Below are 25,854 nucleotides of genomic sequence, written 5' to 3' on the forward strand. Positions count from 1 at the left end.
GCAGTCATATTGAGCGGTGTGTAAATGTTCTAGCTAACCAACGTTCTTTTTTCGTCTATGGGAGCAAATGACCTTGACATCTTTTGTCGAATATGTGATAATTCCTTTGATATATAGCAGTACCTTTAACTCAGCCCTGTGAGGCTGGCAAGGTAGCGTGAATAACAGATCGGGCAAGCACATGTACGGGCTTTGTCGAACCGCGTCCAGAAGGGACGGCTGTCGGCAAATTCAGCCTATTGTGCTCTGTCGATCTCAGGCTCCTTGCGTCAATCGCGAGGAGTTTTTTTTATGCCCTGCCTCCTTAGCGACAACGCAATGCAAGACACGAAACACACAGCAACAGGAAACAGCACGGAAGAACAGCAGCACAAGATGGAACGGACGGGAGGCGGCTTTTCGAATATGGAAGACGAGCATCTGGTCATTATGGATGAAACGGCGATCCGGAGGGCGCTAACGCGTATTGCTCACGAGATCGTAGAGAAGAACAAAGGCATAGACAACTGTGTTCTGATCGGCATTCGGACAAGGGGCATTTACTTTGCCAGAAGAATCGCTGAACGTATCCGAGACATCGAAGGCAAGCCGGTGGAGGTGAGCGATCTGGACATTACCTCTTACCGGGATGACCGGAAGACGGCAGCGGCCGGGATAAAGGCCGATATCGAGATTGCAGCCGCAATCGGCGATCTGAACTTCAGTGTGCAGGACAAGAAAATTATTTTGTTCGATGATGTTCTTTTTACAGGAAGAACGATCCGCGCAGCGATGGATGCACTTATGGATTGCGGAAGACCGCAAAGCATTCAGCTTGCAGTGCTGGTGGACAGAGGACATCGGGAGCTGCCGATCCGGCCGGATTTTGTAGGCAAGAATGTTCCTACATCAAAGCAAGAGCAAATCGCAGTATCCCTCAAGGAATTTGACGGCAAAGACCAAGTAAAGATTATACATCAGAGGGGGCAAGCCGGATGACGCTGACGCAACTGAAACAACGGAGTTTGCTCGGTTTGAAAGATCTAGGGAAAGATGAAATCGAATCGATTCTGGACCGCGCCGCTTATTGGGAGCAGCACCCGAACAAGGTGCACACGGTCATGCAGGGGAAATTCGCAGCTAATATGTTTTTTGAGAACAGCACGAGAACAAGGTTCTCGTTCGAAGTAGCGGAGAAAAGGCTCGGAGCGGAAGTGCTGAACTTCTCGGCCGCCGTATCGAGCGTGCAGAAGGGCGAATCGATCTACGATACGGTTCGTACGCTGGAATCGATGGGTATCGACGCCGGCATCATCCGGCTGAAGCCAATCGGCGTACTGGCGGAGCTGGCCACTAAAATTAAAGTGCCGCTCATCAATGCAGGCGACGGCAACAACGAGCATCCTACACAGGCGCTGCTTGATCTGTACACGATGCGTAAGCAATTCGGCAGCTTGAACGGTTTGAACGTCACCATCATCGGCGATGTACTGCACAGCCGGGTGGCGCGCTCCAATCTGTATGCACTTCGGAAATTCGGAGCAAATGTCAGCTTCTGCTCACCGGGCAATATGAGAGCAGAAGAGCTTGACGCTCCATATGTCTCCATGGAAGAAGCGCTGAAAGCGGATGTTATCATGATGCTTCGTGTACAGCTGGAACGCCATGAAAACGGTATGCTGAACTCAGCGGAAAACTACCGCGAGCACTTTGGTCTTACAGTAGAGCGGGCAGCCAAAATAGCAGATCATGCCATTATTATGCACCCGGCTCCAATCAATCGGGGCGTAGAAATTGACGATGAGCTGGTCGAGCACCCGCAATCACGTATTTTTCCGCAAATGGAGAACGGCGTGCCAATCCGGATGGCGGTTGTCGAACGGGCACTAAGCTAACGAAAACGTCCGCTAACAAAGCGAACGGATAGAATGTGAACCGAATAAAACCGGAGGGGGAACAAACAATGACATTATGGATTCTGAACGGCAACGTATGGGACGAAGCTTCTGGCGGCTTGCTGAACAAGCATGTGCGCGTGGAAGCTGGACAAATTGCCGAAATTATAGATGGAGCTAACACGCCGGATACAGGTTCTGCTGAAGTAATCGACGCGGCAGGAAAGCTGCTCTCCGCAGGCCTGATCGATATGCACGTGCATTTGCGCGACCCGGGCTTTGAATATAAAGAGGATATCGCAACGGGCACCCGCTCGGCGGCGAAAGGCGGCTTCACAACGATCGCCTGCATGCCGAACACGAGACCTTCAACGGATACACCGGAAACGGTGAAATACATTTTGGACAAAAACGCCAACGAAGGCGTTGTACGCGTCCTGCCTTACGCAGCGATTACGAAAAATCAGCTTGGTCGTGAACTTACCGACTTTGCAGCGCTGAAAGAAGCTGGCGCAATCGGCTTTACGGATGATGGCGTAGGTGTACAAAGCGCGCAAATGATGAAGGATGCAATGACGCTTGCACAATCGATGGATATGCCGGTCATCGCGCACTGTGAAGACAATACGCTCGTTGAGGGACTTTTCTTCAGCGAAGGCGAGTTTGCCCGCAAAAACGGCCTAAAAGGCATTCCGAATGAATCGGAAGCCATTCATGTCGGCCGCGATGCACTGCTTGCGGAAACGACAGGCGTTCACTATCATGTCTGCCATGTAAGCACGGAGCAATCGGTTCGCCTGATCCGTCTGGCCAAGTCAATTGGCGTACGGATTACCGCTGAGGTTTGCCCGCATCACCTGGTGCTGTCGGACGAAGATATTCCGGGCTTGGATACGAACTGGAAAATGAACCCGCCGCTTCGCACCCCGCGCGATGTGCAGGCCGTTATCGAAGCGCTGGAGGACGGCACGATCGATATGATCGTAACGGACCATGCTCCGCATAGCGCGGAAGAGAAAGCACGTGAAATCCAACTGGCGCCATTCGGCATCGTTGGCTTCGAGACGGCTTTCCCGCTGCTCTATACGAAGTTCGTGCTGACAGGCAAATGGACGCTGGGCTTCCTTCTTCAACGGATGACCAGCGATCCGGCTCGCGTATTCCGCCTGCCGACTGGACGGCTGGAGCAAGGCGCACCTGCCGACCTGACCCTGATCGATCTGAACAGCGAGCGGGCAGTCGATCCATCGACTTTCGCTTCGAAGAGCAACAACACGCCATTTGGCGGCTGGAAGCTGCAAGGCTGGCCGGTAACGACAATTGTGAACGGAGCTGTCGTGTACAGCGAATCCGCTAACTGATATATTACTGAGAATTAAGATGACCTGAGGAGTGATACGGATGCAAGCAAGATTATTGTTGGAAGACGGAACGTTGTTCACGGGACTCTCGTTCGGCGCAGAAACGCAAACGTTGGGAGAAGTCGTGTTTAATACAGGGATTACAGGCTACCAAGAGGTGCTTTCTGACCCGTCCTACTGCGGACAGATCGTAACGATGACATACCCGCTTATCGGCAACTACGGCATTTCGCGCGACGACTTCGAGTCGATCAGCCCAAGCATTCACGGCTTTGTTGTACGCCGTCACGAGCCGGTGCCAAGCAACTGGCGCGCTCAATATTCCCTTGGCCAATTGCTGAAGGAGTACAACATTCCAGGCATTAGCGACATCGATACTCGTATGCTGACTCGTATTCTTCGCCAGCACGGCACGATGAAAGGCATTCTGACAACTGGCACGGAGCGTGTTGAAGAGCTGCAAGAGCGTCTTGGCCTGACACAGCTTATGACGGATCAAGTTGCCCGTACATCTACGAAGCACGTATTCTCGAGCCCTGGCAATGGCGAGCGTATCGTTCTTGTCGACTTCGGCGCAAAAAGCGGCATCCTGCGCGAGCTGACAAAACGCGGCTGCGACGTGGTTGTTGTTCCTCACGACACGACAGCTGACGAAATCCGCAAGCTTGCTCCGGACGGCATTCAGCTGTCCAACGGCCCTGGGGACCCGAAAGATGTTCCGCATGCGGTTAAAATGATTTCCGAGCTGCTCGGCGAATATCCGATCTTCGGCATCTGCCTTGGCCACCAGCTGTTCGCACTTGCTTGCGGCGCTGATACAACCCGCTTGAAATTCGGCCACCGCGGCGGCAACCACCCGGTTAAAGAATTGGCAACAAACAAATGCTATGTCACTTCCCAAAACCACGGTTACACGGTTCTGGAAGAGTCGATAAAAGATACGGACCTGTCCGTTACGCATATCAACAACAACGATAAAACGATTGAAGGCTTGAAACATAACAAATATCCGGCATTCACGGTACAATACCATCCGGAAGCTGCACCAGGTCCATTCGACTCCAGCTATTTGTTTGATGAATTCCTTGAAATGATCCGCACACATAAGCAAAATAACCCGCAGAAGCCTCGTCAAGCTATACTTGCGGCAACGTTGAAAGGAGAGCTTCAGTATGCCCAAAAATAATGAACTCAAAAAAATTCTCGTCATCGGCTCCGGCCCGATTGTCATTGGACAAGCGGCGGAGTTCGATTACGCCGGCACACAAGCTTGCCAAGCGTTGAAGGAAGAAGGCTATGAGGTTGTTCTGATCAACAGCAACCCGGCTACAATCATGACCGATACGAACATGGCCGACAAAGTGTACATCGAGCCGATTACACTGGACTTCGTATCACAAATTATTCGCCAAGAGCGTCCAGACGGCTTGCTGCCGACGCTGGGCGGCCAGACAGGCCTGAACATGGCTGTTGAACTGGCGCGCGCAGGCGTTCTGGAAGCTGAGAATGTGAAGCTGCTCGGTACGCAGCTGACTGCAATCGAGAAAGCAGAAGACCGTGACTTGTTCCGCGATCTGATGCGCGAGCTTGAACAACCAGTACCAGAGAGCGTTATCGTAACGACGGTTGAAGATGCGGTTACTTTTGCCAACGAAATCGGCTACCCGATCATCGTTCGTCCGGCCTACACTCTGGGCGGTACAGGCGGCGGTATTTGCGCGAACGAAGAAGAGCTGCTTGAAACGGTTGCTTCCGGTATTCGTTACAGCCCGATTAACCAGTGTCTGATCGAGAAATCGATCGCAGGCATGAAGGAAGTTGAATATGAAGTTATGCGTGATGCGAACGACAACTGTATCGTTGTCTGCAACATGGAAAACTTCGACCCGGTTGGCGTTCACACTGGCGACAGTATCGTCGTAGCGCCTTCCCAAACGCTGTCGGACCGCGAGTACCAAATGCTTCGCTCCGCATCGCTCAAAATTATCCGCGCCTTGAACATCGAAGGCGGCTGCAACGTTCAGTTCGCACTGGACCCGTTCAGCTTCCAATACTATGTTATCGAAGTTAACCCGCGCGTAAGCCGCTCGTCGGCGCTCGCTTCCAAAGCAACTGGTTATCCGATTGCAAAAATGGCAGCGAAAATCGCAATTGGCTACACGCTGGATGAAATCATCAACCCGGTTACGGGTCAAACTTATGCGATGTTTGAACCAACCCTAGACTATATCGTATCGAAAATTCCGCGCTGGCCGTTCGACAAGTTCGTCAACGCTAATCGCAAGCTCGGTACGCAAATGAAAGCGACTGGCGAAGTTATGGCTATCGGCCGTACGTTCGAAGAGTCGATTCACAAAGCCGTTCGCTCGCTTGAAATTGGCACGCACCGTCTGCATCTGAAAGAAGCTTCTTCCCTGGAAGACGCTGTATTGCGAGCTCGTCTTGAAAAGCCGGACGACGAGCGGATGTTCCTCGTAGCGGAAGCTTTCCGCCGCGGCTACAAGCTTCAAGAAATTCAAGATATTACGAAAATCGACTGGTGGTTCCTGGACCGCATCGAATCGATTATTCAATTCGAGGATCGTATCCGCCGCGAAGCTTCCTTGACTCGCGACACGCTGTATGAAGCGAAACGCAGAGGTTTCTCGGACCGTTCCATCGCCGAGATCCGCAACGAAGGCTTCCCGAACGGCAGCCACACGAATGAGCATGATATCCGCGCATTCCGTAAAGAGCTGAACCTTCTGCCGGTATACAAAATGGTAGATACTTGCGCAGCCGAGTTCGAAGCGACTACGCCTTACTACTATTCAACCTATGAAGTTGAGAACGAAGTGACGCAATCCGATAAAGAGAAAGTTCTCGTACTGGGCTCCGGTCCGATCCGTATCGGCCAAGGCATCGAGTTCGACTACTCGACCGTTCACGCGGTATGGGCGATTCAGAGCGCAGGCTACGAAGCGGTTATTATCAATAACAACCCGGAAACGGTATCGACTGACTTCAGCACATCCGACCGACTCTACTTCGAGCCGTTGTTCTTTGAGGATGTTATGAACGTAATTGAGCAAGAGAAACCAATTGGCGTTATCGTTCAGTTCGGCGGCCAAACGGCGATCAACCTTGCTGCTCCATTGACTAAAGCAGGCGTTCGCATTCTGGGCTCGAGCCTGGAGAGCATCGATGCAGCGGAAGACCGTAAGAAGTTCGAAGCTTTGCTTCGCAAGCTGAACATTGCACAGCCGGAAGGCAGCACGGTTACTTCGGTTGACCAAGCGGTTGAGACGGCGCAAAAGCTCGGCTATCCGGTACTCGTTCGTCCATCGTACGTCCTTGGCGGACGTGCTATGGAAATCGTCTACTCCGATGAAGAGCTGCTCAGCTACATGGAAATCGCGGTAAAAATCAATCCAGAGCATCCGGTATTGATCGACCGTTACATGCTGGGCAAAGAGGCGGAAGTCGACGCGATCTGCGACGGTGAAACAGTTCTTATTCCAGGCATCATGGAGCATATCGAGCGCGCAGGCGTTCACTCCGGCGACTCGATTGCGGTATATCCTCCGCAATCGCTGTCAGATGACATTAAAGACCAAATCATCGACATTACGACGAAGATTGCGAAAGAATTCGACGTCATTGGCTTGGTTAACATCCAATTCGTAATTCATAACGATAAAGTATACGTGATCGAGGTTAACCCGCGTTCGTCCCGTACTGTACCGTTCTTGAGCAAGGTCACGAATGTACCGATGGCGAACCTTGCAACGAAAGCAATTCTGGGTACTAAGCTTGCTGATCTTGGCTATGTGGACGGCCTGTGGCCGGAAGACAGCTATGTATCGGTAAAAGTGCCGGTATTCTCCTTCGCGAAGCTGCGCCGCGTCGATCCGACACTGACGCCGGAAATGAAGTCGACTGGCGAAGTTATGGGCCGCGACGAGCAATACGCCAAAGCGCTGTACAAAGGCCTCATTGGCGCAGGTATGAAAATCCCGATGACTGGTGCGATTATCGCTACAGTAGCGGACAAAGATAAAGAAGAAGCGACAGAACTCTTGCGCGGCTTCTACGATCTGGGCTACAAAATCATTGCAACTGGCGGCACAGCCGATACGCTTGAAGCGGCAGGCTTGCGCGTAAGACGCGTGAACAAGCTTAGCGAAGGCACGCCAAACATTCTCGATCTTATCCGTGAAGGCGAAGCACACTTTGTTGTCAACACGTTGACCAAAGGCAAAACGCCGGAGCGCGACGGCTTCCGGATTCGCCGTGAAGCGGTAGAGAACGGCGTAGTCTGCATGACCTCACTCGATACGGTTCGCGCCCTGCTTCGCATGCTGGAGACGATCAACTTCTCGTCCCGCGCGATGCCAGTCGTACAACCGAAATAATAGCAAGTGAAAGCACGGCCAGCGCTGTTGCTTCGCAAGTTCGGGCCTATGTGGCACTGCTCTTGCGAAGCCGGCGGATGGCCGTTTATTACGGGTAAAAACCGAAAGGGGCGTATAACGATGGGATTAACGCGTGAGCAAGCAGCCGGAAAAATTATGGTTGCTCTCGATTATGCCGATGCTGCTGCGGCTGAGCGTCTGCTGCAAGAGCTGCAAGGCATACCGTGCTATATGAAGGTAGGCATGCAGCTGTTCTACGCAGCTGGACCGTCCTTTGTCGAGGAGCTGAAGAAGAAGGGCTACTTGGTCTTTCTTGATGTGAAGATGCATGACATTCCGAATACGGTCAAAGGCGGCGCGAATAGCGTAACGAAGCTGGGCGTCGATATGTTCAACGTTCATGCGGCAGGCGGAGCGGCGATGATGGAAGCGGCTTTAGAAGGCGTTGATGCTGCTCTTCTTTCCGGACAAGTCCGTCCGGCTGTCATTGCAGTAACGCAGCTGACCAGTACGAGCCAGGCGACGTTGAATAATGAGATCGGAATTGCCGGAACCGTAGAAGATGCAGTCATTCGCTACGCCCAGCTTGCGAAGCAGGCAGGATTGAGCGGTGTCGTAGCTTCTCCGATGGAAGTCGAAGCGATTAAAGCGGCTTGCGGCGCATCGTTCCAGACGGTGACGCCAGGCATTCGTCCAAGCGGAGCAGCGCTTAATGACCAATCCCGAATTATGACGCCGCGTGAAGCATTGAATCAAGGCACAGACTATATGGTCATCGGCCGTCCAATCACGGCGGCGGACGAGCCTCGTACTGCATTAGAATCCATTATTGAGGAGCTGATCTAAGATGAGTGAAGTGACATTGAAGAACCTGCCGGCCCAAATCGCGGCCAAATTGCTGGAGATCGAGGCGGTGGCGCTTCGTCCGAACGAGCCGTTCACTTGGACTTCGGGCATTAAATCGCCCATTTATTGCGACAATCGGCTGACGATGTCTTACCCGGCTATCCGCGATTTGATCGCAGAAGGCTTTGCAGCTGTTATTCGCGAGAATTATCCCGATGCAGAAGTTATTGCGGGAACTTCGACGGCAGGTATTCCTCATGCGGCTTGGGTATCGCAGAAGCTCAACTTGCCAATGGTCTATATTCGCGATAAAGCGAAAGGACATGGCAAACAGAACCAAATCGAGGGCAAGATCCAGCCTGGACAAAAGGTTGTCGTCATCGAGGATCTGATCTCTACAGGCGGCAGCTCCCTCAAAGCGGGACTTGCTGTTCGTGAAGCTGGAGCAGAAGTGCTTGCCGTTCTCGCAATCTTTACGTATCAATTCGAATCAGCTGCCGCTGCTTTTGCAGCAGAAAATATGCCGCTTGAGACGCTTTCGAACTACACGGCGCTGATTCAAGCTGCACTTGAAGCTGGCAAAGTTGAGAGCGGGGACGTTGAACTGCTTCAATCCTGGCGTCAGGACCCGCATTCATTCGGGAAGTAAAATTAACTTGCAGACCTTTCCTGTCATCCGAACAGACCTTTCACTCTGATAGGTCTGTTTTTTTGTCTTCTTCGACAGTTTTTTTGCAAATATTGATCCTATTTCGTGATGTTTTCAAGTGGATTTGCCGATATAGTATCATGGAACTTTCATTCAGACATGGTAAAAAGGGGCGGAATATGGATGAGATTTAACTTGAGATGGAGACTGGCGTTAATTGGGGTGCTGCCGCTTTTTTTCTATGTGTTCTCAGGGTTATATTTGTTAGGAGAACTGGAAAAGACGAATACGAAAATGTCTCAAGATGTTTACGAGGTATCTAACCGGACGACTACGCTTGTCCTGAACGCAGATCGTGACTTGTATCAAGCGCTGTCGGCTTATCAATATTTGACTGAGGATGAAATCAGCAGTGCGGACAAGGAGAAGTGGGATAAAGATCTTGAGCTCAATATTAAAGAAGCCAAAGAAAGGCTGGCTGCTGCAAAGGGAATTATGGAGACGAATGGATTGATGGAATTGACGGACGAACGGACAGGTTTGTCGATTGCCAATATTGCCGACAAATTTAGCGTTGATTTTACAGCCTGGTCGGAATCCATAATGAAAGCAGCTAAGTCTGATTACGATAGAGCGGCAGACTTGAAATTACGCGAGCAATTTACCCAAACCCGTATGGGATTGGATGCAATCGGGAATGTGCTGAATCAATATGCAGAAGATCAAATCAACAGCAGCAAGCAGCAGTTTAAGGGGACTCAAATCGGGAATCTAGCCGGTATGGGATTCGTTTCTATTGTATTGGTTTTACTGATTTTCTTCTCGATTCGGACGGTTATGCGCACGGTGAATACCGTCATGAGAAAGACGCAGATGGTAACGGACGGTGATCTGACTGCCGAGACGAGCTTAAAGTACAACAAGGATGAGCTTGGCGATATTTCGCGTTCAGTGGACCGCATGATCGAAGTCATGAAGCAGCTGATTACCGGTATTGGCTCCAACGCGCAGGATGTTAGCACCTCATCCCAGCAGCTCAATGCTGTATCTAAGGAATCGGCAGCTGCCTCGCATCATGTTGCGGCCAATATTCAAGAGGTTGCGAACGGTACGGAGGTGCAGGCACGCAGCGCTGAGGAGACAGCGAAAGCCATTGAAGAAATGACGATAGGCATTCAGCGGATTGCAGAAAATACGACAACTGCAGCGGAGCAATCCAAGTCGACCTCGGAGGAAGCCGGACAAGGGCAAGAAGCGCTGGAGCGGCTTGTAGAGCAAATGGGCATGGTTAAGAAGGTCATTGGGCAATTGTCGGATGTTATCGGCCATCTTCAGATTCGTTCTCAGCAAATCGGCTCGATCGCGGAAAATATTACGGTGTTCGCGAATCAGACGAATATTTTGTCGCTTAACGCGTCTATTGAAGCAGCTCGCGCGGGTGAGCAAGGCCGGGGATTTGCCGTCGTTGCCGGTGAAATCCGCAAGCTGGCAGCAAATTCCCTGGAATCAGCGGACGGTATTCATCAATTGGTAGCAGAGACAAGAAGCGATATTTCCGGCGCTTCGGATTATATGTCGCAGACGCTTACGGAAGTCGATCGCGGGAATGAGAGGGTTACGGAGCTTCAACAAAGTTTGACAGTCATCGTGGCAGCCATTGACAGTATGACAGAGCAGCTGCAGGAGAACTCGGCGATTACGCAGCAAATGTCGGCAAGCTCCGAGGAAGTAAATGCATCGATGGAGCAGTCTGCATCGTCGGCCGCTTCCAATCTGGAGCGTACGGAGAGCGTTGCAGCAGCGACGGAAGAGCAGCTGGCGCTGATGGACAACATTGCATCGGCTGCCGTTCATCTTGATGAAATCGTTGGTGAGCTGAATCGCGCGATTCATCATTTTAAAGTAAAATAGAGGTTTTCATAGCATGCTGAATTCGCTTGTTTCGTTAGGAAAACGGGCGAATTCAGTTTTTTTATTTTTACGGAAGAAGATATTGCATATTGATGTAACTTTTTCACCTCGTCCTGCGTCTAATCGTGTAAGATGAGAATTATGAAAAGGGTAAGGGGAGGTATGGCAGCAATTCATGTTATTCAAGAAGCGGGTTAATGCAGAAATGGAGCAGACGGAGCAAGCAGAGCTAATCGAGCAAAGCGTACAGCCGCCCGACAAAAAGTTACATAACGGCAAGCTGTTGGAGGTTATAAATGTAGAACGCGTATTCCAAGCGGGCGGCGCTCCTCTGAAAGTGCTGAAGGGTCTGAACATGGAGCTCAGGCCTAATCAGCTTGTCATGCTCCGGGGCAGATCCGGCTCAGGCAAAACAACGCTGCTCAACTGTCTGGGAGGACTTGATACGCCGACGACCGGGGAGATCTGGTTTGGCGGCAGACCCTTTCATAAGATGAGCGACGATGACCGGACGCTGGTCCGTCGCAAGGAAATGGGCTTTATTTTTCAGGCGTTCGCGCTTATGCCGCTGCTGTCGGCATGGGAGAACGTTATTCTGTCGCTTCGAATGGCGGGTACGCCGCGAGCGCTCTGGAAGGACCGTGCTGCTCACTGTCTTGAACTGGTCGGACTGGAGAAGCGGATGCATCACCGGCCGTTTGAGCTTTCGGGGGGCGAGCAGCAGCGGGTTGCGATCGCAAAGGCAATCGCGCACCAGCCTACTTTGCTGCTAGCGGATGAACCGACGGCGGAACTGGATACGAATATGTCTGCGCAGATTATGGCAGTCTTTCAAAATATTATTCGCACCGAACAAGTTACGATATGTATGACTACACACGATCCTACGATTTTGGAGGTTGCCGATCATGTCTATGAAATGGTGGACGGGAAGTTTATTTAAACGAAGTGCAATTATTATGTTATCAGCATCCATTATGCTAACGAGCGGCTGCTCGCTATTGCCGAAGGAAAGCGAAGAGGAAGTGCTGCCTTCTATCGCTCCGCCGCAAATTGCGAAGAAGCCTGAATACGAAGTGACGACGACTACGTTGTTATCGACAGTGCAAGTGGTCGGGAAATTGATCTCTATGCAGGAAGAGACGCTGTTCTTTACGCTGGGCGAGAAGCATTTGAAGGAGCTTAATGTGAAGGTTGGCGACAAGATTGAGAAAGGCAAAGTTATTGGCGTGCTGGACGTCGATCTGATGCAACGGGATTTGAGAAACGAGCGTCTGGCCTTCAAGCGTGAAGAGAACGCAATGAAGGATACGCTTCGCCAGAAGGATGAGATGGACCCGATCGAGTTTGAGGAGAAAATGATCGCGTTCGAAGAGAAGAAGCAGAAGATTTCCGACCTTGCGGAAGAGATCAACAAAGCAACGCTCGTTGCGCCATTCAGCGGCACCGTCGTTACACTGAAAGTGAAAAAGGGCGACATGATCAAAGCCTATGATCCGATCATCGTTATTGCGGATACGAGCAAATTGACGGCTGCAGCAAAGCTGTCGAAGGAAGATTTTGCAAAAATCGCCGTTGGCATGCCAATCTCTGTGGAGATTAATAATGCCGGGAAATTCACTGGCACAGTAAAAACAATGCCGATTGTGAGTGACGATCAAAACAACGGCGGTAACGGTGGAGGAGGCGGTGGCAATCCGAATGGACAGCCGGAGCAGGAGCGTCCGGAGGACTTCATGCTCGTCGAGATCAAGGATATGCCTAAAAACCTGAACCGTGGAACTCCATTATCGATTACGGTCATTACGAAAAGGAAGGAAAACGTTATCGTTATTCCGCCGTCAACGCTTCGTACGCTTGGCCCGCGCACCTATGTACAGGTCGTGGATTCGGAAGGCAAACGCGAGGTGGATGTGGAGATCGGTCAGCAAACGCCGACACAGATTGAAATTGTGGCAGGGTTGAAGCCAGGGCAGAAAGTCGTAGGTCGATAGCTAATGGGAATACCGTTATTCCGGTTTCTATTTCGTAAAATGTGGAATACCCGCTGGATGACAATAAGCACGCTGGCGGGTTTGACGATGGCTGTTGCATTTGCAACGAGTATTCCGATGTATGCGGACGGCGCCTTGAAACGGGTGGTCGCCCAGTCGCTCCAACAGAAGAGCGCAGGTCTTCCTGCAGGCTCGCTGCTTATGCGGTATCAGTCTCAAGGAGGGAAGACGGATCTGGCTGCCTTAACGGATGTCAGCTCCTTTATTACTGAAGAAGTACCAGGGAAAATTGGCTTTCCTTACGATACCGCCGTTCGCACGTATTCCATACGCAGTGCGGATGTCATTCCCGAGGACCCTAATAAGGTAGATGCAAGCCGAAGCAGACAGCTGACGATGATGTCGATGTCGGGGCTGAAGGATAAAGTGGAAGTGGCTCAAGGACGCTGGTTTGTTGATGCTCCTTCTGACGGAATAATCGAGACGGTTATGTTCGAGGAAGCGATGTTCCGTAATGACGTCCATGTCGGCGATGTGTTTGAGTATCCGATATACGGCGGGCTTAACTTGACGCTTCGTGTCAAAATCGTCGGAGCAATCAAGCCTTTGAACGAGTCTGACCCGTTCTGGTATCAAGGGCTTGAAGGGCTGATGAGCACGTTCCAAATCAGCGAGCAAGCGATGACCAAATCCTTGTTCGAGAAAGCGGGCGTTCCGCTTCACAATGCAAGCTGGTACTATGCTTTCGACTTGTCCAATGTGAAGACGAGTCAGCTCTCGCCGCTTGGACGTACACTGGAGCGGTTGAATATTGAGCTCTATCAGAAGCTGAAGGAAACGAGAGTTGAGATTTCCTTCGCCGATACGCTCAATGAATTCAAGAAGCAAAGCCTGCAGCTGCAGACGCTGCTGTTCACTCTGGCAGCGCCAATGATTGCGATGGTCTTCTACTTCATCGCGATGAATGCACGCCAGTCGCTCGATAAGCAGCGAAGCGATATCGCCGTGCTGCGAAGCCGGGGCGCTGGGACGAGGCAAATTATATGGATCTATCTGCTGGAGGGCCTGCTTCTAGGCGGTGTAGCCATGGTGATAGGTCCGATGCTGGGCTGGTACATGGCCAAAAGCATCGGTTCGGCGAATGGCTTCCTGTCATTCGTCAACCGCAAATCGATACCGGTCGGTTTTTCGACCGAGGCGATTATTGCAGGCGGCGCAGCAGTATTGCTGGCGATATTGTCCACTGTCATTCCGGCGATCATCTATGCAAGATCGTCAATCGTCAGCTACAAGCGGGACTTGGCCCGATCGGACCGCAGTCCGTTCTGGCAGCGCTGGTTCTTGGACGTCTTGCTGATGGGTGCAGCAGGTTATGGCTGGTATCTATTCAATCAGCGTCAAATGCTGACGTTCCAGACCGGAATGACGACCGACCAGTTGAATGTGCAGCCGTTTCTCTTTTTCGTGCCGGCGCTTGCGATATTCGCATTCGGATTGTTCTGCTTAAGGCTGTTTCCATGGCTGCTCAAGCTGTTTAACTGGCTCGGACGCAAATTTTTGCCAGTGCCGCTTTATTTGACGCTGACGCAGCTGTCCCGTTCATCCAAAGGCTATTATCCGTTGATGATCCTGCTGATTCTAACGCTGGGCCTTGGCGTGTATAACGCATCGGCTGCACGTACGATCGATCTGAACTCTACGGAACGTACGCTCTACAAGTACGGCTCCGATGTTATTATCCAGACGTCTTGGTACGGTACGCCTGAATTTAAACCGCCTAGCGGAGGCAATGGCGGCGGTGGCGGAGGAAACGGCGGAGGTAATGGTGGAGGCGGAAACGGCGGAGGCGGCCCAGGTGGCGGTGGTAACGGCGGCGGTGGAGGTCAAGCACCGCCTAGCAAAATTTTATACACCGAACCGCCGTTTGAATTGTTCCGCAAGCTGGAGGGCGTGGAGGCAGCAGCCCGCGTGCTTCAGACGAAAGGCAATGTGGTCGTATCCGGCCGTTCCATCGGTCAAGGAACGGTCATGGGCATCGATAATGTCGATTTTGCCAAGGTGGCCTGGTTCCGCAACGATCTATTCCCTACACATCCTTACAATTATTTGAACTATTTGGGGATGTATGAGCAAGCCGCACTTATTCCTTCCAAGGTTGCAGAGAAGTATCAGCTGAAGCCGGGCGATCCGATTTCTGTAGGCTTTGCGGAAGGGAAGCTTGATTTTGTCATCGTAGGCATATTGCCATACTGGCCGAGTCAATACCCGGATCAGTCGCCATTTGTCATTACGAATCTGGACTATCTGTACGATCAGCTTCCGATTATGCCTTACGAGGTCTGGCTGAAGATGAAGCCGGATGCGAAGGTTGCTCCGATCATTACAGCACTGCAGAAACAAGGCTTGGAGCTGGCGTCCGTGAAGGACGTTCGAACCGAGCTTACGATCCAATCCAAGCATCCAACCCGTGGCGGCGTATTCGGTATCCTATCGCTCGGTTTCCTCGTTTCGGTTATCGTCACGCTTATGGGCTATGTGCTTTACTGGTTCTTTAATTTGTCCGGCCGTGTCGTTCAATTTGGCGTACTGCGGGCGATGGGGCTGTCTCGCAAGCAGTTGACTGGCATGCTGCTATTGGAGCAGCTGTTTACGGCGGGTCTGTCTATCGGGCTTGGCGTTGCAATCGGCAAAGTAACGAGCGTACTGTTCCTGCCGTTTCTGCAGACAGCGGAGAATGTAGCGGATACCGTTCCGCCATTCCGGGTCATCTTTGACTCGAAGGATACGAACCAGCTTTACGCTGTCGTCGGATTCATGATGCTGACGGGCGCGATGCTGCTTTTCCTGCATATCCGCAGGCTGCGTGTGCATCAAGCGGTCAAAATGGGAGAGGAGCGGTAATCAACAATGATCGATTGCGAAGGTCTAGTGAAAATTTACAAGTCGGACGATCTTGAGGTCGTCGCTCTGCAAGGCTTGAACTTGAAGGTGGAAGACGGAGAACTGATGGCCATTATCGGTAACAGCGGCAGCGGCAAATCAACTCTCCTGAACATATTGGGTGGTCTTGACCACCCTTCCGCTGGTTCCGTACGTGTAGGACCGTGGGATTTGCTCAAAATTACGGATGAAGAGCTTGTGAAGTACAAGAGGGAAACCGTCGGCTTCATTTGGCAGAACAATGCCCGCAATCTATTGCCGTATTTAACGGCTCTGGAAAATGTGGAAATGCCGATGATGCTCTCAGGCAAAGTGGACCGTCCTTACGCGAAGCAGCTGCTGGAATGGGTCGGTCTGAAGGAGAGAATGCATAACAAGCTGCATCAGCTCTCCGGCGGTGAGCAGCAGCGGGTGGCCATTGCGATATCCTTGTCCAACCGTCCGAAAATGCTGCTTGCCGATGAGCCGACGGGTTCCGTCGACACGGCAACCTCCGATCTGATCATGGGCATTTTCCGCAGGCTGAACCGCGAGATGGGCATTACGATTGTAATCGTAACTCATGACCTGTCGTTAGCCGGCAAAGTAGACCGCGTCGTTGCCATTCGCGACGGGCTTACGAGTACGGAATTTATTAAGCGGAATCCGAATATGACTTCGGGTGGAGGTGAGGAAGAGCATACGGGTACAGGGCTGCAGGCCGTACACGAGGCCTATGTCGTCGTCGACCGTGTAGGCCGGTTGCAGGTGCCGAAAGAATATTTGTCGGCACTCAACATCAAAGACAAAGCAACAATGGAATTTGACGGTGAGCGTATCATTATTACGCCGCCTAAATCACTGGGGGGATAGGTCAATATGAACAAGGGGAAAGCGGTTAGAAAATGGGTAGCTATCATCATGACACTAACGATGGTAATCGCTCTTCTGTCAGCATGCAGCGGAAGCGGAGGGAATAGCGAAGCGGAAAAACGCGTACTTCGGATTGGTGTATTGTACGGAAGCGGGGACAACGATCAATATTTCCGTCAGCAGTACACGGATATGTATGAAATGACGCATAAAAACATCGAATTCGAAATTGTCAATGCGATTGACTGGAACGAACAACGCTATGAGACGCCTAATCCAGAAGGCGGTGCAAGCAATCAGCCCGATCCTTACGTGAAAATGAAAGAAATGCTTACCGGCAAAAACCCGGTAGACGTTGTCGTAATCGACTACAGCATGCTGCGCAGATTGACGCAGGATAACCTGCTCAAGCAGCTTGATCCGCTCATTCAGAAAGCGAAATTCGATCTGAGCGACTACGTTCCTACTGTTATCGATGGCATTAAAGCGGCAGGCGATGACAATCTTTACGCATTGACGCCAACCTTCTCAGCTTCTGCTCTTTACTATAACAAGAAGATTTTTGCTGACGCAGGTGTTGAGCCGCCAACGGACAACATGACATGGGATGATGTTATTGCCAAAGCCCGTCTGGTAGCCAACGGCACAGGCGCAGACCGCAAATTCGGACTGTCGATCAACCGCTGGGGAGGCGACGGCTTCTACGACGCACAGACCTTTGGTTCCGCACTGCAATTGAAAATGTGGGATGACAAGGGCGAGAAAATGCTTGTAAATTCTGGTGACTGGGAAATGGCATGGTCGACAGTTGCAGGTCTGTACAAAGAGAAGCTTTCTCCGTCCCAAGAAGATATGCAAAAAATGAATGAAAAACAGATGTCGGGAGATATCGGCTATAACCCGGTTTCCGGTGATTTGTTTATTAGCGGTAAAGTAGCCATGACGATTGGCGAGTACGGCTACATTAACGAAATTAACAGTGCAATGAACAACGCATCGAAAATCAAAGGCTTTGAGTCGTTTGAATGGGATGTCGTTACGCCTCCTACACATGCGACAAAGCCAGGTATCGGCGGAAACATCTACTACAGCCAGTTGATGGGTATTAACCAAAACGCGCAAAATCCGGATGACGCTTGGAAATTTATCGAATTTACGAACAGCAAAGAATGGGCGGAATTGAAAGCACGCAGTACATCTGAGCTGGTATCGCGTAAAGAGTTCATTAAGCCGAAAAACGGTGCAAACTACAACATTAACGCATTCACAACGCTAAAGCCTGTTCCGCCGACTTCCAACGATGCAGAAGCTTTGTATCGTACGAAGCCTAATATTTGGGAAGCGCAGCAGCCTGGCTATGAGCTGTTCCAGCAAGTAGTCAAAGGCGATAAGACGGTCAAAGAAGCTTTGCAGGAATGGGAAACGAAGGGCAATGCAGTCCTTGAGAAAATGAAGAACAATCCGACCGGCGGCGTGACTGATGGAGGCGGCACGATCGATGTAAAGCCCCTTAATGAAGAAGAAGCTTTAAAAGCAGCAGCCGGGGGCTGATCGAATTCTCAGCATGTATGAATAGAAAATGAGCAACGCGTACGGGACGTCTAGACGTCCCGTACGCGTTGCTCTTTTTGTTAGGCCAAAATACTCAGCTGCGGAACTGGAACGACTGGTAGGCGGTCCAGAAGCCGTTATCCGTCGCATGAAGCAGATGTATCCGGTCGATTACCGATTCCAAGCTTACGTCGGACATACGGAGGTTGCCGTACAGATCATGCAGCTCGCCTGGCTCCATCTGCTGGCCGATCGTGACATGCGGCGTGTAGACGTAGTTAGGAGCGGGTATAGCTAGAGGTCCGCTACATATCGCCTGCTGAAGCTGCTGAACGGGCAGCGGGTCCTCCAGCGCCAGATAGAGCACGTTGCTGACCGGGAAAAAGGTGGACACTCGATTAAATCGGATTGTGAACGGCGATAAAGTGGAAGTGACCGTATCCAAGTGTGCTACAGCTTCCTTCAATTGTTCCTTGGACAGCTCTTCCTTGTCCCGGAGAGTCAGGTGAGGCGGGATCGCGTTGTATTTGGGATCATGGCGGATCCGCCAGCCATTGGCGAAATCCTGTACCTCTTTGGACGGAAATGCAGCAATGCCGAATTGCATCATCATGATCAGCTCCTTTTTGCTCCGTGGGAGCATCTTTATATTCTGCTAAATTAGGGTACTCTAAAAACCAAGGAGGGATACGACAGTGAGATGGATATATTGGGTTAGGCTGTACGAGACAAAATTTCAGGCAGGCGTCCTCGTTCGAAGAATGGAGAATGACTGGTGGGTATATGGCTACGATTGTCCGAGTGAGATCGAAGTGTTCCGCTCGCGTAAGGGAAGATACGGGGTCCGTTTCCTGCCGTAAAGCTTCAAAAATGGCGTTGTTTATATATTTTCCTGAGCAGAGAAAAAAATGCTTGACTATGTAATGGCGTATGTTGTATATTAATTGATGTCGCCATTACGATGTTTTGCCAAATGGAACTGTCGCGGGGTGGAGCAGCTCGGTAGCTCGTCGGGCTCATAACCCGAAGGTCGTAGGTTCAAATCCTACCCCCGCAACCAACCTTTCGATTAAATGTCGCACGGACATTTTACGAGGGCCCTTAGCTCAGTTGGTTAGAGCGGTCGGCTCATAACCGATTGGTCGGGGGTTCGAGTCCCTCAGGGCCCACCATTTGAAACATCAACCATGCCGGGGTGGCGGAACTGGCAGACGCACAGGACTTAAAATCCTGCGGTGGGTGACCACCGTACGGGTTCGATTCCCGTCCTCGGCATACTAAAAAACCTTGCACTTATTGGTTTTTTACGATGTACATACTTGCAGTAAAAACATAGTTCTGTGTATTTGAATAAAGTATACAGGATTCGAATGAAAATGAAAAACCTCCTTTGACTTATTGTCAAAGGAGGATTTTTTCGTTAGCGATGTGATTTAAAGAAGTGAAAAACTGCTGCTGAAACAAAGGAAAAGGCCACACTATTATCTGTATTCATTTTGGTGTTCGGCCATAATCAAACAGAACTAGCTTCTGTTGGTTTATCTAAGAGCGAATGCAAGGTAGGAAAGTTTGTGCAGTGGTGGATGCGACTTGTGAAGCTCTATGATAGAGTTGTTTAATTAATCTCGTATTGTTTTCAAAATATCTTATCTTTATTTTATAATGTGATTATAAGAAATTGGGACGGTTACTCCATCCCAATTATACTTAACCTAATTTGCTGTCGATATCTTCTAAATCCTCTAGACATTCTGTGCCAAACCACTCAACAAGCTTTGTTCTGGCTTTCTGCTTGATGTCGTCACTGATATAAACTGTATAACTCCCAATGCAGCAAATAACGCTCCAAGATCATCAGTAAATCCGGCAACAGGGAAAATATCTGGAATAGCATTAACTGGACTGGTGAAGTATGTTAGTGCACGGTTTATAACCGTTTTTGCCCAAGCAGGTACATTCCCATCTTTTAGACTAAAGAAGAGTAATAGGGCTGCGTAAACTATTTTGTACCCTGCTTTCTTACCGAACTTCTTGATTTTCTCCCCCAAATACTCCTCTGAATACTGATCATTCATAGATACCATGATAAAACACTCTTTTTGAACTATTACTTATGTATCATACTATAATTTCGACAAAAGGTTAAAAACCCATAAAAAACAGGTTTTCTGTTTCAATAGCAGGAAATTCGTCGCATTAAGTCGAAGGATAAGAGATGGTGGATGTTCCTTAATTAGGTAATTAGGTAATAGCTAGAGGATAGTAAAACTTTGGTGGGTTATACGAACAGACACTTGCAAAATAAAGAGTTTGGTTCACAGGAGACATTTATTTGTTCGTGAATTTTCCTTTGATAAACTATTGTGTTGAATAGAATCTACATAACACTCCACCGTTTTTTTATGAGTTATATAGCTAGGTTATGTCTATGCACGGTTATTGAAAATGAGAAATGAGATTAGGCATCGTGATAAGGCTATTACCGAGTAAACATCTTGTACTGAGGAGAGGTTGTACATATGTCGAATTTTGATCAAATCCCTTTTGCTGCTGAGTTTGCGGAAAATCCAGAACCCAGGTGTCCTTGCATTTTGTTGCTAGATACTTCGTATTCGATGAGTGGAAATCCAATCAATGAGCTTAACAATGGCCTTGTAGCTTTCAAGGAAGAACTTATTTCCGATGCAATGGCAGCAAAAAGAGTGGAATTGGCAATCGTAAGTTTTGGACCAGTACAGGTTGTAGCTGACTTTCAAACTCCAGATATATTTTATCCTCCGATGTTGGTAGCTGATAATAATACCCCAATGGGAAGCGCAATTGAGCAAGGGCTAGAAATGTTAAAGTACCGTAAAGAAGTATATAAGCAGAATGGAGTATCTTACTACAGACCTTGGATTTTTCTGATTACTGATGGAGCGCCAACTGATGATTGGCAACGAGCCGCGGATCTAGTAAAGGAAGGCGAAGCATCTAAATCATTTATGTTTTTTGCTGTAGGCGTGGAGGATGCGGATATGAACACTCTTAGACAAATTTCAGTCAGAGACCCGCTGAAATTAAAAGGACTTAAGTTTAGAGAACTATTTTCCTGGTTGTCTAACTCACTAAGCTCTGTCTCTCATTCTACTCCTGGAGATCAGGTTAAACTTGAGAACCCTGCTTCTCCTGATGGGTGGGGCGTGATTTAAGTGTGGAAATACGCGAGTGCTTCAGTACGAGGCACTTCCCATGAAAAAAGTGAAAAACCTTGCCAGGACTTCTCTATTTGCCAAGTCATTAGAACAAACAAAGGGAATGAAGTATTAGTAGCTGTTGTTTCAGACGGAGCGGGTAGTGCAACACATTCCGAAGTTGGTTCGGAGCTTGCCTGCTCTCTGTTTCTTGATGAGATTACCGCTTATCTTGAAACGGGTAATCGCATTCAGGGACTAGATCGCGAGTTTTATGTGGACTGGATCTCACGCTTCCAGTACGAAGTAAAGATAAGGGCAGATGCAATGTCGTTATCTTCTAGGGAGTTTGCCTGCACCTTTCTATCAGTGGTAATTGATGATTCGTGCGCTGTATTCGCCCAGATTGGCGATGGGGCGATAGTAACGAATAGTCCCGAAGAAGAAGATATCTATAGCTGGCAGTTCTGGCCTCAGCAAGGAGAATATGAAAATACAACCTTCTTTGCTACTCAGATTAACGCTAGTGAAAAGCTCGAGTTTAGTATGCTAGCCGGAAGAGTCTGTTCTGAAGTGGCCCTATTTACAGATGGGTTACAGAGACTTGCTCTTCACTATCAATCCCAAAGTGCGCATAGTCCCTTTTTTCGTCCCTTTTTTCAAGCGCTTCGAGATCAACCAGAAGCGAATTCCATCAAGTTTATGAGTTCTCTTAAGGCCTTTCTGGAGTCCGAACAAGTTAATAACAGGACAGACGATGACAAAAGCTTAATACTGGCAACGAGAAGGCAAGATACACCTTCTAGTAACACCAGACAATGAGAGTGGTAACTAGTGCAATTGATGGAGCAGGTAAAGTTGTTTATCTGGATGGCGAGCTCGGCAAAGGTGGAGAGGGAAGTGTCTTCGCGATAAGGGCAAATCCTAATTCCGTTGCTAAAATATATCATCATGCTATAGCCAATGATAAACAAGACAAGATCCGAACAATGGTAAATCTGAAGTCTGATTCTTTGTTTAAGTTTACAACTTGGCCTACGGATATATTAAGAGATTCTAAAGGTCAAATTATCGGATTTCTTATGCCTAGACTGATAGGGAAAGAAATCCATAAGCTGTATGGACCAAAGACGAGATTGCTTGAATTTACAAATGCAACCTACTCTTTTCTTGTTCATACAGCTGCAAACATGGCACGAGCTTTTGCAACTATACATGAGAATGGGCATGTAATTGGTGATATAAACCATGGTAACTTTTATGTATCAGATCGAGCAATGGTTACGCTTTTAGATTGTGACAGTTTTCAAATTGGCACTCCTAGTAAACTTTTTAAATGCGAGGTCGGTATTCCAATGTATCAGCCTCCGGAATTACAAGAAGTCACTTCTTTTAGAGATATAATAAGGACTCAGAACCATGATAACTTTGGGTTAGCTCTATTCATTTTTCTTCTGTTGTTCATGGGTAGACATCCATTTGCCGGACGCTACTTAGGTCCTGGAGAAATGCCAATTGAAAAGGCAATTAAAGAGTATAGGTTCGCTTACAGTAACTCAGCTCAAGCCAAGATGATGCAACCCCCACCGGGAACACTCAATATGGGGAATATTCCCTTTCAGCTAGCAGGGCTATTTGAGAGAGCGTTTTCTATCGACGGATTCAAAGATAATGCACGTCCTAAGCCTGAAGAATGGATATATGCCCTCGAAGGACTTTCAAACAGTTTGCAGAAATGTAGTCACAAGGAAGGACATGTATTCTCCAAAGTGAATAAGAGTTGCCCTTGGTGCGAGCTTGAAAATAAAACAGGGGCAGTCCTTTTTCATGCTACGATCTTCACGAGATCACAAGCCATAAGCTCCTTTGATTTGTCTCGAATATGGAAACAGATACTTTGTGTTTCTGAACCTGGTACGTCGATCGTATTGCCAACTCCATCATCAATAGTAGTGACACCCGACCCTTTGCTTTTAAAACAGTCTAAAAGGTCTAAACTACGAAAAGGGCTTACCGCTATTCCGTTGGTTATCGGATTCATAACATTACTGACCTTTCCTGATACTTGGTTTATTACCATGTTAGTCACTGGGATAGTAACATCGGTTATCTATCGGTCTGACAATTCGCTTAACAAGCAGGAGTGGATTAAAAAGAGGAATGAGGCTCAGCAGCGTTGGGACGATATCTCTAATCGTTGGCGTAAAGAGGCTAGTGATGAGCAGTTTAAACAGAAGAAGGGAAGACTAGATAAAGCTAAGCAAGAGTATGAAAGTTTAAGTCAGTTAAGAGCGGAAAAGTTAAAACAACTGGGACTTAATCAGCAGAAAGCACAACTTCGTTCCTTCTTGCAACGCTATAGGATAGATGATGCGAGGATCGACGGTATTGGCCAAAGTCGTAAGGCTACTTTGGAGGCTTTCGGAATCGAAACTGCATTAGATATTACTACTCATTCTGTTCGTCAAGTGCCAGGATTCGGTCCTACGTATACAAAAAAGCTAATGGATTGGAGGAACGGTATCGAAAGAAGCTTTCTATTCAACCCCAAACAAGGGGTGCCTCAATCTGATATAGTTAATCTAGATCGAGATATTGCTGCTCAGAGAAAAAAGTTGGAGCAGGAGTTATTAGCTGGACCTAATCAATTGTTGCAAATAGGAAATCAAATAAAGGTTAAACGCAGTGCGCTTTGGTCCGAAGTAGAGCAGGCGGCGAAGGATCTTGCTCAAGGTATTTGCAATGTACAGCATCTTTAATTAAGGAGAGGTAATCTGTGAGCAAATGGTGGATGGTACGTGCAGGGGATAATAATGAATTGATTCCAAAATGGCAGCTTAAGCAGGTAGCTTCTATTGGTTGGGCTGATTTAGGTGATCCTAAGAAGTTTTCATCGAGAGACAAGCTAATAGATAGGTCTCACTCTGTATATGCTGAAGAAAAACCTGGCACTCGATTATCGTGGGCTGGTCAAGTTTGGCGGTTCTATCGTGAAATAGAGATCCATGACAGAGTCATTACCTATTCAAAAGAAACGAGAGAGTATTTGATAGGAACAGTAACTCAAACTCATCAGTATCGACCAGATATAGTTGATCCTTATTATCCGAATGTTATTTCGGTTTCATGGGAGTCGAAAAAGGTATCTAGGGATTCACTGTCGCAAGGAGCTAAAAACTCCTTGGGAGGGATCTTGACCGTATTCAGAGTTGATGATTGGGGACAAGAACTACTAGATATACTTGGTGGAGTAACTGTTCAGCCAATAGATGTTACACCTGAAGAAACAGAAGAAGTAAATTATCAGGATTTCATTGAACGATCAAAAACAATGATTGAGGATCTTGTAGATCGCCTTGATCCATGGCAGATGCAGGACTTAGTGGCAGGATTGCTTCAAGCAATGGGATACCAAGTGACAGTCAGTCCTAAGGGGCCAGACGGTGGAGTTGATATCTTGGCGCATAAAGATGCCTTCGGTTTTGAAAAACCAATCATAAAGGTACAGGTGAAACATCGTTACACAGCGAGTGGTGGTCCCGAAGTTCAACAGCTTCTGGGTGCCAATCCACATGGAGCTAGCAGTTTGTTTGTATCAACAGGTGGATTTACATCCGCAGCTAAAACGTCAGCTGTACATAATGGAGTCAAGTTAGTAGACTTATCAGGTTTAGTTGAGTTGTTAAATGACTGGTATGATAAGATGCCAGTTGATAAACAAGCATTAATACCATTAAAGCGGATATATGTTCCTTCATAGAATACAGTTACATTTGGAGTATTGAATTTGAATGTAATGCCAGCACACTGAATCTGGTACTACTGTGGCTATGAAAAGATCCTGTGACTTCGGAACACCCCTCAAAACGTCGTGAGCTAGTTATTATGCGGTTCGATTCCCGTCCTCTAAAAAAACCTTGAACTTATTGGTTTTTACGATGAACATACTTGCAGTAAAAACATATTCCTGTGTAGTTGAATAAAGTATACAGGAATCGAATGAAAGTAAAAGACCTCCTTTGACTTATCTGACTAGCTCAGTTGTCGAAGGAGGTCTTTTCGTTGCTAATGTGATGAACCAGAGTGAAAAAGCTGCTGCATGACAGGATGGGGTGTTACGATCGAGCAGTTAGAGAGTATACGCCAAAGTAAGCGCGATGATCGTGGCGGATTTCAGAATTTTAACAAGTTATTGAGAAGGCATTCATAGTGAAAAGGCTGCTTCATCATTTACGATCGACGTACATGATGAAGCAGCTTTTTTTATTTTTAACTAACTATACCGTGTTAAACTTTTTGATTTCAGTTC

20 protein-coding genes and 3 tRNA genes are annotated in these 25,854 nt (G+C 48.6%); 21 read left to right on the forward strand and 2 right to left on the reverse strand.

The genetic code is table 11. The features are described from left to right. Positions 1 to 405 precede the first annotated feature (405 nt). The 13 genes from pyrR (at position 406) to TY10_RS01535 (ending at position 18,372) form a co-directional block, all read left to right on the forward strand. Entirely contained in the window at positions 406 to 978 is a 573-nt protein-coding gene (pyrR, locus tag TY10_RS01475; RefSeq protein ID WP_042159915.1) for a bifunctional pyr operon transcriptional regulator/uracil phosphoribosyltransferase PyrR, read from the forward strand. Then, entirely contained in the window at positions 975 to 1,874 is a 900-nt protein-coding gene (locus tag TY10_RS01480; protein WP_042159853.1) for an aspartate carbamoyltransferase catalytic subunit, read from the forward strand. The genes pyrR and TY10_RS01480 overlap by 4 nt, the downstream gene beginning before the upstream one ends. 68 nt (positions 1,875 to 1,942) lie before the next feature. Continuing rightward, a complete protein-coding gene (locus tag TY10_RS01485; protein WP_042159855.1) occupies positions 1,943 to 3,235 on the forward strand; it encodes a dihydroorotase in 1,293 nt (430 codons plus the stop codon). Between the two features lie 40 nt (positions 3,236 to 3,275). Continuing rightward, positions 3,276 to 4,421: a carbamoyl phosphate synthase small subunit gene (locus TY10_RS01490; protein WP_042159856.1), complete on the forward strand. Its 1,146-nt coding sequence runs from the start codon at positions 3,276 to 3,278 to the stop codon at positions 4,419 to 4,421. Next, positions 4,408 to 7,629, forward strand: coding sequence for a carbamoyl-phosphate synthase large subunit (gene carB, locus TY10_RS01495; protein WP_042159860.1), 3,222 nt, complete (start codon positions 4,408 to 4,410; stop codon positions 7,627 to 7,629). Before TY10_RS01490 ends, carB begins: the two co-directional genes overlap by 14 nt. Positions 7,630 to 7,749: 120 nt before the next feature. Beyond that, entirely contained in the window at positions 7,750 to 8,475 is a 726-nt protein-coding gene (pyrF, locus tag TY10_RS01500; RefSeq protein ID WP_042159862.1) for an orotidine-5'-phosphate decarboxylase, read from the forward strand. A gap of 1 nt (position 8,476) precedes the next feature. Next, complete coding sequence (gene pyrE / locus TY10_RS01505) at positions 8,477 to 9,124, forward strand: orotate phosphoribosyltransferase (RefSeq protein WP_042159864.1); 648 nt, start codon at positions 8,477 to 8,479, stop codon at positions 9,122 to 9,124. A gap of 183 nt (positions 9,125 to 9,307) precedes the next feature. Beyond that, entirely contained in the window at positions 9,308 to 11,035 is a 1,728-nt protein-coding gene (locus TY10_RS28530) for a methyl-accepting chemotaxis protein (protein WP_052350282.1), read from the forward strand. A 175-nt stretch (positions 11,036 to 11,210) separates the two neighbouring features. Continuing rightward, on the forward strand, positions 11,211 to 11,978 hold the full coding sequence (locus tag TY10_RS01515) for an ABC transporter ATP-binding protein (protein ID WP_155985647.1): 768 nt from the start codon (positions 11,211 to 11,213) through the stop codon (positions 11,976 to 11,978). Continuing rightward, complete coding sequence (locus TY10_RS01520) at positions 11,944 to 13,029, forward strand: efflux RND transporter periplasmic adaptor subunit (protein ID WP_042159866.1); 1,086 nt, start codon at positions 11,944 to 11,946, stop codon at positions 13,027 to 13,029. Before TY10_RS01515 ends, TY10_RS01520 begins: the two co-directional genes overlap by 35 nt. A 3-nt stretch (positions 13,030 to 13,032) precedes the next feature. After that, positions 13,033 to 15,930 carry an FtsX-like permease family protein gene (locus TY10_RS01525; protein ID WP_042159868.1) on the forward strand — a complete coding sequence of 966 codons (2,898 nt, stop codon included), beginning with the start codon at positions 13,033 to 13,035 and terminating at the stop codon, positions 15,928 to 15,930. 6 nt (positions 15,931 to 15,936) lie between these two features. Next, positions 15,937 to 16,821, forward strand: coding sequence for an ABC transporter ATP-binding protein (locus TY10_RS01530; RefSeq protein ID WP_042159870.1), 885 nt, complete (start codon positions 15,937 to 15,939; stop codon positions 16,819 to 16,821). A 6-nt stretch (positions 16,822 to 16,827) separates the two neighbouring features. Beyond that, a complete protein-coding gene (locus TY10_RS01535) occupies positions 16,828 to 18,372 on the forward strand; it encodes an ABC transporter substrate-binding protein (RefSeq protein WP_042159872.1) in 1,545 nt (514 codons plus the stop codon). Positions 18,373 to 18,466: 94 nt separating this feature from the next. Here the strand turns inward: TY10_RS01535 and TY10_RS01540 are convergent, their stop codons facing one another. Then, positions 18,467 to 18,985, reverse strand: coding sequence for a 2'-5' RNA ligase family protein (locus TY10_RS01540; protein WP_238327399.1), 519 nt, complete (start codon positions 18,983 to 18,985; stop codon positions 18,467 to 18,469). A gap of 82 nt (positions 18,986 to 19,067) precedes the next feature. Between TY10_RS01540 and TY10_RS30915 the strand changes: the two genes are divergently transcribed. From TY10_RS30915 to TY10_RS01555, 4 genes are all read left to right on the forward strand, one after another. After that, the gene (locus TY10_RS30915) at positions 19,068 to 19,232 is read left to right on the forward strand and encodes a hypothetical protein (protein ID WP_202903125.1); all 165 of its coding nucleotides are present in this window, start codon (positions 19,068 to 19,070) and stop codon (positions 19,230 to 19,232) included. 123 nt (positions 19,233 to 19,355) lie between these two features. Further along, a tRNA-Met gene (locus TY10_RS01545) sits at positions 19,356 to 19,432 on the forward strand. A gap of 35 nt (positions 19,433 to 19,467) precedes the next feature. Beyond that, a tRNA-Ile gene (locus tag TY10_RS01550) sits at positions 19,468 to 19,544 on the forward strand. Positions 19,545 to 19,561: 17 nt separating this feature from the next. Beyond that, a tRNA-Leu gene (locus tag TY10_RS01555) sits at positions 19,562 to 19,647 on the forward strand. A 467-nt stretch (positions 19,648 to 20,114) separates the two neighbouring features. Here TY10_RS01555 and TY10_RS01560 read toward each other — a convergent pair. Then, positions 20,115 to 20,456, reverse strand: coding sequence for a YkvA family protein (locus tag TY10_RS01560; protein ID WP_337588321.1), 342 nt, complete (start codon positions 20,454 to 20,456; stop codon positions 20,115 to 20,117). A 435-nt stretch (positions 20,457 to 20,891) separates the two neighbouring features. On the opposite strand from TY10_RS01560, the gene TY10_RS01565 reads away from it, so the two are divergent. The 4 genes from TY10_RS01565 to TY10_RS01580 are packed head-to-tail and all read left to right on the forward strand — an operon-like array spanning position 20,892 to position 25,305. After that, complete coding sequence (locus TY10_RS01565) at positions 20,892 to 21,563, forward strand: vWA domain-containing protein (RefSeq protein ID WP_042159874.1); 672 nt, start codon at positions 20,892 to 20,894, stop codon at positions 21,561 to 21,563. Next, positions 21,564 to 22,367, forward strand: coding sequence for a PP2C family serine/threonine-protein phosphatase (locus tag TY10_RS01570; protein WP_042159876.1), 804 nt, complete (start codon positions 21,564 to 21,566; stop codon positions 22,365 to 22,367). It abuts the gene before it with no gap. After that, a complete protein-coding gene (locus TY10_RS01575; RefSeq protein ID WP_042159878.1) occupies positions 22,364 to 24,304 on the forward strand; it encodes a hypothetical protein in 1,941 nt (646 codons plus the stop codon). Before TY10_RS01570 ends, TY10_RS01575 begins: the two co-directional genes overlap by 4 nt. Before the next feature lie 17 nt (positions 24,305 to 24,321). Continuing rightward, the gene (locus TY10_RS01580; RefSeq protein ID WP_042159880.1) at positions 24,322 to 25,305 is read left to right on the forward strand and encodes a restriction endonuclease; all 984 of its coding nucleotides are present in this window, start codon (positions 24,322 to 24,324) and stop codon (positions 25,303 to 25,305) included. Positions 25,306 to 25,854: the final 549 nt, after the last annotated feature.

Source organism: Paenibacillus gorillae, assembly GCF_000513275.1.
Lineage (GTDB): Bacteria > Bacillota > Bacilli > Paenibacillales > Paenibacillaceae > Pristimantibacillus > Pristimantibacillus gorillae.

What these genes read in the sequence shown, in the direction of transcription:
- TY10_RS28530 (WP_052350282.1), top strand. Translation starts at nt 9,308, where the DNA reads ATGAGATTTAACTTGAGATGGAGACTGGCGTTAATTGGGGTGCTGCCG.
- TY10_RS01535 (WP_042159872.1), top strand. Translation starts at nt 16,828, where the DNA reads ATGAACAAGGGGAAAGCGGTTAGAAAATGGGTAGCTATCATCATGACA.
- pyrE (WP_042159864.1), top strand. Translation starts at nt 8,477, where the DNA reads ATGAGTGAAGTGACATTGAAGAACCTGCCGGCCCAAATCGCGGCCAAA.
- TY10_RS01485 (WP_042159855.1), top strand. Translation starts at nt 1,943, where the DNA reads ATGACATTATGGATTCTGAACGGCAACGTATGGGACGAAGCTTCTGGC.
- TY10_RS01515 (WP_155985647.1), top strand. Translation starts at nt 11,211, where the DNA reads ATGTTATTCAAGAAGCGGGTTAATGCAGAAATGGAGCAGACGGAGCAA.
- TY10_RS01530 (WP_042159870.1), top strand. Translation starts at nt 15,937, where the DNA reads ATGATCGATTGCGAAGGTCTAGTGAAAATTTACAAGTCGGACGATCTT.
- TY10_RS01520 (WP_042159866.1), top strand. Translation starts at nt 11,944, where the DNA reads ATGTCTATGAAATGGTGGACGGGAAGTTTATTTAAACGAAGTGCAATT.
- TY10_RS01525 (WP_042159868.1), top strand. Translation starts at nt 13,033, where the DNA reads ATGGGAATACCGTTATTCCGGTTTCTATTTCGTAAAATGTGGAATACC.
- carB (WP_042159860.1), top strand. Translation starts at nt 4,408, where the DNA reads ATGCCCAAAAATAATGAACTCAAAAAAATTCTCGTCATCGGCTCCGGC.
- TY10_RS01575 (WP_042159878.1), top strand. Translation starts at nt 22,364, where the DNA reads ATGAGAGTGGTAACTAGTGCAATTGATGGAGCAGGTAAAGTTGTTTAT.
- TY10_RS01480 (WP_042159853.1), top strand. Translation starts at nt 975, where the DNA reads ATGACGCTGACGCAACTGAAACAACGGAGTTTGCTCGGTTTGAAAGAT.
- TY10_RS01540 (WP_238327399.1), bottom strand. Translation starts at nt 18,985, where the DNA reads ATGATGATGCAATTCGGCATTGCTGCATTTCCGTCCAAAGAGGTACAG.
- TY10_RS01565 (WP_042159874.1), top strand. Translation starts at nt 20,892, where the DNA reads ATGTCGAATTTTGATCAAATCCCTTTTGCTGCTGAGTTTGCGGAAAAT.
- TY10_RS01560 (WP_337588321.1), bottom strand. Translation starts at nt 20,456, where the DNA reads ATGGTATCTATGAATGATCAGTATTCAGAGGAGTATTTGGGGGAGAAA.
- pyrR (WP_042159915.1), top strand. Translation starts at nt 406, where the DNA reads ATGGAAGACGAGCATCTGGTCATTATGGATGAAACGGCGATCCGGAGG.
- TY10_RS01490 (WP_042159856.1), top strand. Translation starts at nt 3,276, where the DNA reads ATGCAAGCAAGATTATTGTTGGAAGACGGAACGTTGTTCACGGGACTC.
- pyrF (WP_042159862.1), top strand. Translation starts at nt 7,750, where the DNA reads ATGGGATTAACGCGTGAGCAAGCAGCCGGAAAAATTATGGTTGCTCTC.